The sequence below is a fragment of the Zeaxanthinibacter sp. PT1 genome (assembly GCF_028464225.1).
Taxonomy (GTDB): Bacteria; Bacteroidota; Bacteroidia; order Flavobacteriales; family Flavobacteriaceae; genus Zeaxanthinibacter.
Map to the genome: position 1 here is coordinate 847,672 of NZ_JAQPCN010000001.1, position 13,763 is coordinate 861,434.

General features: G+C 48.0%; 2 protein-coding genes. Both read left to right on the top strand.

Features of this window, described 5'->3' with window-relative positions:
- Position 1: 1 nt before the first annotated feature.
- Positions 2 to 2,047, top strand: a complete 2,046-nt coding sequence (locus PP178_RS03710; RefSeq protein WP_272592963.1) for a PorP/SprF family type IX secretion system membrane protein — start codon at positions 2 to 4, stop codon at positions 2,045 to 2,047.
- Positions 2,047 to 13,659, top strand: a complete 11,613-nt coding sequence (locus tag PP178_RS03715; protein WP_272592964.1) for a T9SS type B sorting domain-containing protein — start codon at positions 2,047 to 2,049, stop codon at positions 13,657 to 13,659. Before PP178_RS03710 ends, PP178_RS03715 begins: the two co-directional genes overlap by 1 nt.
- Positions 13,660 to 13,763 lie beyond the last annotated feature (104 nt).

Here is a 13,763-nt window from a genome sequence, read left to right on the forward strand (position 1 = left end):
CATGAAAAAGGGTATCCTTTTCTTATTTCTATGCATGGCAGCATTAACCCGGGTGGGAGCCCAGGACGAAAGTCCGTTCATCACTTATGATGTTCCCTCCCAGAACCTGTTAAAGTATAACCGCTTCCTGATCAACCCTACCTTTTCTACGGTACGGGAAGACAAATCATACTTTAATTTGTTACACAGAAACCAATCAGTACAATTTGACGATAATAATCAAATGTACTTCCTGAGCTACAGTGGTCGTATCAGTGACCGGACCGGGCTAGGACTTAGCTTGTATACACAGCGTGAAGGACTTGTCAGTAACTATGGTGTCTTGGCTAACTATGCCTATGGAATAAAGCTCAACGATAAGAGCAACTTTACCTTCGGAGCTAACGTATCCTATTATAACAGTGGATTTGATGAGAGCAGGGCTAATTCTGTAGAGAACGATCCATTCCTAAACGGTTTCCAGGATAATTCCTTACTGTCCTTCCAGCCAGGATTCAACATATCCTATGGTCATTTTGACTTCGGAGTTTTTGCAGAAAACCTGTTTGATTACAACCTAAAGGCCAATACCTCTATTACCACCTTTGATGAGAAGACCTTTTCCGGTCACCTGCAATACACCCATGCATTTAACAATGCTGCCGGTGTGTTCGAGGAAGGCAGGGTAATGCCGCTTGCCAGGGTGCGAAAAATGGGGACAGAAGAATTGGCCCTGGGTGGAAGCCTGATCCTGGACCTGCCTAAACTAGGCTGGTTACAAGGAGGTTATGACAGTTTTTACGGCGCATCTGCTGGTATCGGCTTCAACCTCAACCGAAGACTTTCCTTAGGATACACTATGGAGAAAGGCCTGTCTGACAATACCGATAATTTTGGACTGACCCACGAGATCTCTTTTGCCTACTCCTTTACCCCTAACCTGACCGAGGACCGTGTAATGCTCGAAGATAACAAAGACCTACTGGTCTCTGCCGAGGAAGATGAAGAGTTGAGCCAGACAGATAAGGATGCCGAGATCGCCGAGCTTAAAAGAAGGCTTGCCGAAAATGACGAAATCCTGGCCGAATTGATCTACCGACAAGATTCGGTTGAAAGAGCACAGCAACAAGAACTGGAGCGTCGTTTTGAAATGGTAATGCGGATGGTGCGTAATGAAACCGGAGGTCAACGCCCCGACCTGGAAGAAAAAGCCAGGCAACAATACTTTATCAATAACGAGAAAGCGCAGGTTGCAACCAAGGAGGAAACCAAAAGACCGGCAATAATTAAACCAACCGGTATTCCAGCTGCAAAGGCCAGAGAGAAGGTTATCGTTTCAGCTGAAATAGCAGAAGCATCCAGGGATAATATCCATCCGACCATAACAAAACGCAAGGCCGCAAAAAGCAGGACCTTCCGTGACCTGCAGGATGTTGAGCAGGGATTTTATGTAATCGCCAATGTTTACAAGGGTGGTAAGTATATGAACAAGTTCATCAGTACCTTACAGTCTGATGGTATAGACGCCGGTTATATTGATAATCCTCGCAATGGGCTCAAGTACGTTTACCTTCAGCGATTCAACAGCAAGGAAGAAGCTATGCGGGCATATAATACCGGCCTAGACGGGAAATACGACGGAGACTTATGGATCATGAACGTAGACAATCGCTACTCCAATGAAGCTTATGCCGCTAATGCTAATAAAATAAAAGAAAAATCAGCAGAATATGAGAATAATGTGTTGCAAAAGAACGTCATAGCCCGTGATAAGCTGGCTGCTTCCGAAAGCCAAAAGGAACCTCGGGTGGGCCGGAAAGGCTCCGAGTATTACATTATTGCCAACGTTTTTGCCAATCCTAATAATGCCAACCGTTTTGTCAGGCTGTTGAATGCGCAAGGACTGAGCGCCAGCTATTTCATAAATCCGAAAAATAACTATCGGTATGTCTACCTGAAAAGACACGATTCCTGGAATAATGCCTTGATCTCTTACTATTCCAAACTAGATGCTTCCTATGATGACAAAATGTGGATCATGAAGGTGAATCCTAATCTTCTTAGTTGATGAATAAAAAACTATCCATAATATTTATTGCTGTATTATTTCATTTGGGCCTCACCTCTGTGCTGGCCCAAGTGAGTTGTCCGGACAATGACAATCCCATTGCAGCTTTAATTGCGGATAGTTCCAATTCAATTGATGGAGAAATAGTCACCTGCCCGGATGATGGTTCTTTATTACCTCGCCTTTTCCTGTGCGGGGCCAGCGATTCCGACGCTCTTTCTGTGACATTTTCCAATACGTCCGGTATTACCTGGGAGCTGCTCGATGAAACCAGTTGCAGCAGCGCGGCTTCCGATTGTGCCAACAAAAATGCTCAATGCACATGGTCAGCGGTCGGAAATGGCGCTAACTACATAGCCCAGGACGCAGGGAAATATCGCATCAGTGTTAATTATCAAAACGGCTGTTTTGAACGCTTTTACTTTGATGTCTTTAAAAACCCGCTTGCGCCGCAGACAGATGTCAAAGATATCATGTGTGGAAACCCGGGAGAAATCACGGTTACCAATGTTCCGGCCAATTACGAATTTCAACTTCTCGATGACGCAACCGGAAATATTCTTGTTCCTTACAGCGCTAACAATGGTCCATTATTTCCTATAAATAACGAAGGGACTTATGCCGTGGAAATCCGGCAATCCGGAGTTAGCGGAGGATGTGTTTTCAGGCTGGATAAGCTCGATATCCGCACTCGTAATTTCCAGGTACAAACCTCCGTAACCGATGCGGTCTGCGGGGATTTTGGTTCTATCAGTGTGGATGTGCTGGATGCGGATCCTCAATACTATTTTAACCTCCGGGAATTGGGATATAGTCTGGATGATTACATTCCGACTTCAGAAAGCAGCTATACTTTTGAAGGTCTTAGGGGAGGCGATTATGAGCTGGAAGTGTGGACGGATGACGGATGCTATTACACGGAACAACTTCAGGTACAAAGCGGAAGCCCCTATGAAGTAAACGCGGTGATATCACAACACATCACCTGCCGGGAAGGTAACATACAAATGCAAACTAACGGGACGCCCAAAGGTGGTGTGTCTTACGCAATCTGGTCCTATGAAGATAAGGATGGTAATCTGGTAACTTCGTATCCAACCGTTAATGATATACCTAATTCTGAATTCCAGACCAGTGTGATATTTGATATCGTTGACGAGGGTATTTACACCTTTGTAGCTATCGACAAAGCGAACTGCGCCGTAGTGACCAATAAAGTTCGCATAGAGCTGTTTCCAAGTGTGGATTACACCTTTACAGAAACCGATGAAACCTGTTTTGGTAATGCCGATGGCCGAATTGATTATACCATTATAGATGATAACGGGTTCAATGTAGAATTCCGTCTCGAATATCCAGATGGCACCACCTTACTGAGTACTTCGGGGGTGTTTACCAACCTGCCACAGGGAGATTATATCGTATATCTGGTTCAGGCCAAAGGAGGTGGCGAATGCGAGTTCCCCCAGGATCATACCATAGCGGGGCCTGATGCGGAAATTACGGCTGACGTAGTTATGACGCAATCGTTTACCTGTGACCAGGACGCTATACTGGAAGTCCAGAACGCAGTTGGTGGAACAGCGCCCTATACTTATAGTCTTGACGGGGTGAATTTCAGTGGAAGTGCCGCATTCAATGGATTACAGGACGGAACTTACACCATTAGTGTACGTGATGCCCAGGGGTGTGCCTATACGCTCAGCCCATTTACCATCGATCCTACCTCCGGACCCCAGGATATCGATTTCAGTGCTTCGGTCCAGACCTGTGCTGATCCGGATCCGGACGTTACCCTGAATGTAACCGGGGGAAACGGTTCGCTGAAATTCGAAATAATTGCCCCAGCTTCGGCTGTAATCGATAACGGGAATAATAACGTCTTTAGCGATTTGTCTGCCGGCACCTATACCTTTCGTGTTACCGACTCTCAAAATTGTTCCTACCAGGAGAATTTTACCATTTCCCCTGTTACCCCTATCGCAGCGGATGGATCACTGGTGAACCCCGTAAGTTGCGTAGGTGCAGCGGATGGAGCAATAACTTTCGCCATTAATGGTTTTTCAGGCACTTATAGTTATACCTTAACCGGGGGGTCTTCTGCAGCAGGTATCAGCCTGGCACAACTTGATTTTACCGGCTTATCAGCAGGGGATTATACCCTTACGGTAACTGATGAAAATACCCTGTGTACGGCTTCTGCAACCATAACGGTTCCTGAACCGGCCAATGTTCTTGCCGCGAACCTTAACGTTTCTCCTATAACCTGTGCTTCGGACGGATCTGTATCCGTTTCGAGCAGCGGGGGATGGGGATCATACAGTTACACCCTGTTACAACCTGATGGTACTCCACTGGGACCTCAAGCAGTTAATTCTTTTGATAACCTTACCCAGACGGGCACATACAACCTTACGGTAACGGACGCCAACGGATGCAGCACAGCTGAAAATTTTGATCTCAGTTCTCCGGATATCCCTGTCGTGAACCTGGTTCCTACCCACGGAGACCTTTGTTATGACCCCAGTAGCGGGATGAGCCTCACGGCCAGCGCCAGCGGAGGTCTGCCACCTTATTCTTACAGTATTAACGGAGGGCCGACACAATCATCCGAAGTATTTGACGGACTGACCCCCGGCAATTACACGGTAGAGGTATATGATTCTTATAACTGCTCGGCAAGTTCCGCTTCTTTAACTGTTGCTCCCCAGCTTACCATCAGCACCTCCGTAGTGAAAGAATTGGACTGCTCGGCAAGCCCGGAAGCGGTAATCAATGTTACTATTAATGGAGGATACCCCGGTTTTACATACCAGGTCAATTCAGGGGGTAGTACAGCCATAGCAGGGAATAGTTTTTCATACAGTACAGCCAGCCCCGGAACATTTATCTTTGAAGTAACAGACCAGCAGGGATGTACCATCAGCAGCAGTGTTACTATCTCGGCGGACGATCCACTTACCGCCGTCCACAACACTTCTGACCCTACATGCCATGGAGAAAGTGATGGATGGGTAGAAATAGTCGTGGATGCCGATACCGGGACACCACCCTACCAAATAAACTTTGATGGAAATGGATTTAGTTCCCAGACGGTATATACCAATTTAGCAGACCAGACATATTCCTATACGGTCAGAGACGACAAAGGATGTGAATTTACGGACAGTTTTACACTCGTTGAGCCCGCGAAGATTGATGCAGATGCTGTCATTGTACAGGATTTAAGGTGTGACATGGATGCCACCATCGAAGTTCAGAACCTGAGTGGAGGCACTGCGCCTTTCCAATTCAGCATCGATGCGGTCAATTACGGTCCTTCATCGACTTTTAATGGTCTTACTGCCGGGAAGTACCGCATCTTTATTATGGATGCCAACGGTTGTTACTTTGAAACCAATGAATTAGACATTAAAGAGCCCGACGGCCCGGATCGGCTGCATGTAAATAACAATCCGGAAATTAGCTGTCCTTCTGAAACGGCAGATGTACGTTTACATGTGCATGGGGGAGAAGCTCCCTATATGTTTGACCTGATTTCTCCTTCCAGTACGCCGGCAGACCTGGTAGACGATGACGAAGGCTGGTTCTACGACCTGCCTGCAGGCAGCTACCGTGCTATGGTTACAGATGCCAATGGCTGTACATTTGAAGAAGATTTCACCTTGGCACCCCTGAACAAGATACAGGTTTCAGGTCAGGTGACCAGCAACGTCAGTTGCTTTGGTGGCAGTGACGGTGCTGCTACTTTTTCCATCTCAAATTTTGACGATAAATACCACTACTCTTTTAACGGAGCGGCCCTGGTTACAGACGAGAATGCCCCGGAAGTGGTCTTTACAGGTCTTATGGCCGGAAACCATGTCCTTGAAGTGACGGACAAGAAGACTAACTGTGTGATAACGGAAACGGTTATCATTTCCCAGCCCAATACCTCGCTCGATTTCACGTTTATGGCGACTCCAAAGACTTGTGCAGAAGGGGCTTCTGTAAATCTCTCGGCCAGTGGAGGTTGGGGAACCTACAGTTATGAACTGATACTTCCTGACGGAAGCTCTACGGGCTTACAATCCAGCGGATATTTTACCGACCTTACCCAGGAAGGTGATTATGACCTGAGGGCCTATGACCAGGAAGGTTGTATGGTAGAGAAACAACATACGGTAAGTCCGCCGGCCGCCCCCGTTGCGACGGTAGATCTCACAGCTTCCCAACTGTGTTATTCATCAACGGCCGGGGCAGATGTCACCATTGCGGTAAGCGGGGGAACCGCTCCGTATGTTTACCAACTCCGCCGAGATGCGGGTGCCTGGACTGCGACCAAAACAACGAATACCTTTTCAGATCTTGTCCCGGGAAATTACGAGTTCCGGGTCATTGACAGTGGAGGTTGCGAAGATGTTGTATCTATCACCATAGCCGGGGAACTCACAGCCAACGCTACCCTTCTCAAGGACAATGATTGCTCGGCATCTCCCGATGCTGTTATTGATCTGGCGACCAACGCAGGTTACGGTCCGTACACCTATGAAATAAATTTCAATGGCGGCGGATATGTGCCGGTATGCGATTGTTTCCCTTACACTACCTCGACAGCCGGAACCTACCAGTTCCGGGTAACCGACAGCCAGGGATGTGTGGGAGAATCCAATATCGTGACCGTCTCTCCTGCTGTGAGTCCACAAGCGACAGAAACGGTAATTGATGCCAGTTGCTTTGGCAACTCGGATGGCATAGTGGAGATCATAATTGACACCAGCTTCGGATCGGCGCCTTATCAGGTTGATTTCAACGGGGGTGGTTATAGTTCACAAACTGTATACAGCGGTCTCAGCGTCGGCACTTATAATTACACCGTAGTAGATGACAAGGGATGTACATTTACAGGTTCAGCAACAGTAGCCGAGCCGGATGATTTCCTCGCCGACGTAATACCCACCAATGTAAGTTGCGATCCGGGTGGTAGTGGGGATATTCTAGGCCGAATAGATATAGATATATCGAGTGGGGGAGTGGGTGATTTATATTTTACCCTTTACGACAACCAGAATAACATCGTGAATACCGCTGGACCACTGACCAATTCAGACCACGTTACATTTAACAACCTCGATTTTGGTGATTACTACGTTCGCATCGTGGATCAAAATGGCTGTGAATACTACGAAGACCCCGTGCGTATCCTGGCCAGTCCTTTCCTAAGTCTGAACACCGTAACCACCGCTGATTGTCTGTCCGGAGGGACAGCTACCCTGACCGCTGACGGAGGATCAGGAGATTACGATTTCTGGATCTATGGTACCGCTACGGGGCCAGACACGGAAACAGTGCTCAGCCCCACCTCTGAGCAGGCAGTATTTAATGGACTAAATCCAGGTCAGACCTATTTTATTCAGGCGGTTGACAACTCCAATGGCTGTAACAGTTATGTAGAGGTGGTTGTGCCTACCGTTTCCAGTATAGACGTCGTTAGTGAACCACTTGTAGAGGATTATAGCTGTAATGCCGCGATGGATGGAAGCATCACTTTCCAGGTGGAGAATTACGATGCTGCTGTATCAAATATTCAATACACCCTGATGGAAGCTATAACCAATAACCCGGTTGCAGGGTATACGGGAACTGTTCCTACAAAAGCTGATGACTCCCCGACGGATCCAGTAACTTTAAGTGGTCTGAACGCCGGGGATTACGTGTTATTGATAGAGGAAGTTGAGAGTCCTTTTTGCGCCAATGTATACGAATTCAGAATCATTGAACCACTGCCGATCAGCCTGGATATCCTGGACCAGGAGAACGCTAATTGTAATGAACTGGCTAACATTACCGTTAGGGCCCAGGGCGGTGAAGGCGGATTTCAATATGCCTTTGTTCCTGCAGGGAATGCTGCCTCGGGCTATAGCAGTAGTGCCTATGCAGAATTAGACCCTGCCGTCAGTACGGACTGGGATATCTGGACACGTGATGCAGCCGGTTGTGAGTTTGGGCCTACACCTGTCAGCGTGGCTACGGACCCCGGACCGATGATCAGTTCTACCGTTCCGAATGAGTGTACCGCTACCGAAGGCAATTTCACTATTGAAATTCAGTTGGATCAAGCGGGGATTGCCCCTCATACTTTAAGCATAAACGGGGGTGCATTTCAGAGTACATCCCTCGTTAATTCAGGGGACATCATGAATATCAACAACCTTAGTTCGGGAACCTATGACCTTGTGGTACGGGATGTCAATGGTTGTATTACCGCTACGGAAAACGTCATCATTTACACCCCGTCTTCACTAAGCGCAGAGGTAACCGAACAACCTACCTGCCTTGGTAATGACGGGCAAGTCCTGATTACGCCTTATGGCGGCTCCGGGGTGTACACCTACGAACTATTCGATAGTTCCGGGTTGAGTGTTACCGGAAGTCCTCAAATATCACCACTCTTTACCAATCTCGCTGCAGGAGTATATGATGCCTATGTATACGACGGTTTGGGAAGTGGATGCGATTCTAAAGTGAGTGTTGAACTCGAAATCCCTACCAATGTTTCCTTTACCGCCAGTAAAGAGGATGTGAGTTGTTTCGGGGGATCGGATGGTCGCATCTCTGCCGTCCTGGACGCCGGCATGGACAATCCCCCTTACCTGTATAATCTGTATGACAGCAGCGGTTTAATCCTACTCGCAGGTCCGCAATCAAATACCTCGTTTTCCAATCTGAGCGCTGGGGACTACATCATAGAAGTGATCTCTTCCCGGGGCTGTAATGCCTTGGAAGCGGTGACCATTGATCAACCAGATGACTTGGTGGCAGGAGCTTCGGCAACAGCGTTCAGCTGTAACGCGGATAATGCAGTAAATGAAGCAGTGATTACGGTTACTGCCGTAGGAGGGACCGCTCCGTACCAGTACAGCAGGGATGGCAGCAATTGGTTTAATGCCAATACTTTCAGTATTGCCGATAATGGAACCGTCCAAACCATAGATGTTTTTGTCCTGGATGCTAACGGGTGTTCTAGCACCACCAGCATAGACATAGATCCATTACCAAACATTACCGATGTAAGCTTCACACAGGTAACTCCGCTTACTTGTGCTAATGATGAAGTACTTCGTCTCACGGTAACCGGAGGATCCGGAGAATACTTGTTTGAACAGCTTCCCCTGGGCTCGCAAACCCGATCTCCGGGACCCGGTGTTTTCAGTGCAGATTTCAATCTTCCTCAACCCGGGGATTATCAATTCCAGGTGACTGATCTCGGTACAGGCTGTGTCTTCTATACCGCATCCTACAATGTGGCCGTAGTTGATTTGATCGAAGTGACTTCCCAGGCCACTGTACCCGTAAGTTGTTACGGGGTCATGGACGGGGAATTGCAGTTCCAGGTAGACAATTATACCGGCAACTATACCTACCAGGTATTTGATATAGCGGGAAATCCGCTTACCGGGGTACTGATTGGCGATACTTCCGTTAATCCACGTGTGGTCAGTGGTCTCCCTGCAAATATGCAATTTGTAGAGGTCATTGCAACGGATAGTCCATTTTGTGGAACGATTTCTAATAATGTGACTATTGCATCCCCGGGTGCTCCTCTTGATCTGAATCTCATCGCCAATACCAATGCCAATTGCAACTTCGGGGCACAGGTCAGCGTAGCTGCTACAGGCGGCAACCAGGGATATAGTTATGCTTTTATGCCTGCAGGATCTATCCCGGCACCTGCTGACTTCGGAAGTGATGCCATTGCAACCCTCAATCCCGCGGTTTTCCCTGCCGACTATGATATATATGTGCAGGACAATAAAGGTTGTACTCATTTTATAACAGTGACTGTTAACGAAGATCCGCTCCCTACGGTAACGGCACCTGCCTTTACCAGTGACCAGTGTACTTCCGATGGATCATCGTATTCCTTTTCGGTGACAGGAACCGGGGTAACACCCTTGGAATATAGTATTGGGAATGGTTACCAAGCTTCCGAAAGTTTTACCGTTACTGCCCCGGGCACCTACACGGTAACTGTCCGTGATGCAAATGGATGCACAGCGACAGATACCCTGGTCATAGAAAGTCCGCTCGCTGTATCAGCAGCGGTCGGCGTACAGCCCAGCTGTAGCCTGAATGACGGCGAGATTATTGTTACTGCAACAGGAGGGTCTAATTCATACGCATTTGAACTTTTTGACAGTGGAATGACTCCCCTGGCAGGTCCTCAGCCCGGGAATACATTTTCCGGCCTGTCCCCTGGAGATTATTTTGTAATGGTCTACGATCAGAGCGGGTCCGGTTGTAGCAGGCAGACAAATGTTGCCCTGGAAACCCCTACTCCGGTTGATTTCACATTAACTAAATATGATATTTCCTGTAATGGGGCGGCAGACGGGAGGTTAGAAGTAGACCTGGCTGTTACGAATGATAACCCACCCTATACCTTCATTCTTGATGATGGGGTCAACCCTCCGGTAAGCCAGGATACCAGGATTTTTAGCGCCCTGGATGCCGGAACCTACACCATTACGGTGGTTTCTGATCGCGGATGTTCGGATGTTCAGAGTTTTGATATCATAGAACCAGCGATGTTGGATGTCACTGCCACAGCGACCGCCTTTACATGTAATTCGGACAATAATGTCACTCAGTCGGTAGTGACCATATCACCCTCAGGAGGTACTTTGCCTTATACTTACAGTCTGGATGGAGTCAGTTTTACGGAAACCGATACCTTCCTGGTAAATGATACCGGTGCAGTACAGCATTTAAATATCACCTTAAGGGATGCCAACGGTTGTGAAGCAGCCTACCCGATCACACTCGAACCTTTAAACCAGTTTTCAGCAGTCGTGAACCAGCTCAGTCCAATACATTGTGGCGGCGATGAAATTGTAGAGGTCCGCGTTTCAGATGACGGAAATCCTTCTAATACATATACTTTTGAGCTCCTTCCAGTAGGGAACCCGGATGGGGCTTTTATCAGCAACCCGTCCAATACGGTGGCTGAGTTTAGCCTGGCCGAAGTGGGTAATTACGTGTTTCGTGTAACCGATGATGCTACGGGATGTAGCTTTACTACAGCCGCTTATGATATTGTTCCTTATGACCTGATCGAAGCCACAGCCGTCGCCCTGACTCCCATTCAGTGCTTTGGGGACACTACTGGGGAAATTGAGATCGAGGTTGCCAATTATACAGGATCATATGACTATACCCTCCTGGACGCCATGGGTAACCCAACTGCGGTCTCCGGAAGTGGAGACACTTCCAGTGGGCCTTTACGGATCACAGGATTAGCTGGTGGGGCCTATTCGGTCGAGATCAGGGCCACAGTCCATCCATTCTGTGACGATATTACAAATACAGTAACCATCAATGCTCCGGAAAGTGCATTAAATGTAAGTCTTTCGGAAACCGCCAATGTACAGTGTACTGATGACAAGGGAGAAATCCTTGTTCAGGTAAGTGGGGGTTATGCCCCATACGACATCGTCCTGACGCATACAGCGGACGGTACCACTTACACCCGGAATGCTTCGACAGCCGTCACTTTCGGCAACCTTAGTGCGGGAACTTATTCAGCACAAATTACCGACGCGCAGAACTGCCTCACAAGTATGAATATTACCCTGGACAGTCCAACCCCGATTACTGCCGGTATATCAGCCTCTGCAACTACCCTGGCCTGTTTTGAAGAAGAGAATGCTTCGGTAACGGCCATTAACCCACAAGGGGGCTCGGGAGGGTACCAGTTCAGTCTCAATTATTTTGACCCTGGGGGTGCTTTACTGTTTACCAGCGCTCCGGGGCCCAATCCTCAGTTTGAGAATCTGGGGGCGGGTACATACAGTATCACCGTTACAGATGGTTGGAACTGTGCTGTTGAAACTACCCGGGTCACTATTGACCAGCCAACAGAAGTGATTGGCAGGCTTCGTCAGCTCAGCGCCCTGAGTTGTACTCAGGATGCCAGCCTGCAACTCAGTGCTGAAGGTGGTAATGCCCCTTACGAATTTAGCGATGACGGGATTTCTTATGTCCCATTTACATCAGGGAATACCCAGGTATTTACCTTTGGGCCGGGAAGTTATACGTTTTATGTGCGCGATGCGAATGGCTGTGTCTCCAGCCTGAGTAACCTGGTTAATGTAGAAGCACTAATACCGCTTACGATAGATCTAGACCTGTCGGCGGCGACAATCAATTGTTCCGGGGAGAGTACTGCATTACTACGAACCCGCGCCAGTGGCGGACTTGGAAATTATTCTTACGAACTGTATAACGATGTCGCCCTGACCAGTCTAATTGCAGGCCCCCAGAATTCCGGGGATTTCAGCAACCTGCCTGCAGGCAGTTATTTTGTACGCGTACAGAGTGGGGATTGTACTGAGGTTAGTTCGGAAATAGTCATCGCAGAACCCATGCCGCTACAGGTAGATGAGGCGTCTCATACGAATATTAGCTGTTCTGGATCGGAAAACGGTAGCATCACTGTATCGGTAAGCGGCGGAACCGGTGAAATATTTTATGCTATCAGTCCCAACCTGGATAAGTTCAGTCGTAACAATACGTTTACAGGCCTCGCCCCGGGGATATACGATGTGGTAGCACAGGATGTGAACGGGTGTTTTATCCCCTTCCAGTTTACCATCACAGAACCAACGCCCCTGGAGGCCTTTTTTACGACCTTACCGGAGGTTTGTGCCGGGGAAGAGGACGGAAGTATCTCCCTGAGCATATCGGGCGGTACAGCGCCATACAGGACTGCATTCAATGCTAACGATGATAATGATTTTGTAAACGGTCAGACCGAATTTAACAACCTGGCTGCCGGTACCTATGTCATCTTTATCAGGGATGCCCAGGATTGTGAGACCAACGTGATCGTCGAGGTAGAAGGCGGAGTTAACCTGAACGCTATGATCAGCCCGGTTTACAAATGCAGCGGGCCTGTACCGGATAATTACCTGGATATTCTGCTCGAAGATGAGACCGTATCCGGCGATGTGATGTATGCCCTGGATTCTACCGATCCTGCTGATATGCAATTGGAGCCTGATTTCAGGAATATTCCTGCGGGGGATCACTATATCAGTATTTCTCATGCCAACGGCTGCCTCAGGGTCATTGATTTTACCATTGATGCCTTTGAACCACTCCACATTGCACTCGAACAGAATAATCTCAACGAGATTACGGCCATAGCCAGCGGTGGCGGAGGAGAGTACACCTTCACTTTTGACGGGCGTAACAACGGGGAGAAGAACACTTACTTCATCAACAGGAGCGATACCTATACCGTAACCGTGGAAGATGCCAATGGGTGTACCATGTCTGCCGAAATTGCGATGGAATTCATTGATATTGAGATCCCCAACTTCTTTACGCCTGACGGGGACGGTAATAATGACTTATGGATACCACGGAATTTGGAAGGCTTCCCCAATACGTTAATTATCATCTATGATCGTTATGGGAGAGAGGTCTATCGTATGGACAATAAGAACCAGGGATGGGATGGTTTCTACAAGGAAACCGAAATGCCGACCGGGGACTACTGGTACGTGATCAGACTAAGAGGAGAGGATGATCCCCGGAAATTTGTAGGCCATTTTACGCTATACCGATAGCGCCCGCCGGGTTATCATTATCCTCTTTCAAAACGGCTTCCTTTCCACTGTTGAAAAAATGAAATTCATATAAAATAGCCATTGATGCTATCAAACCGGCGTTT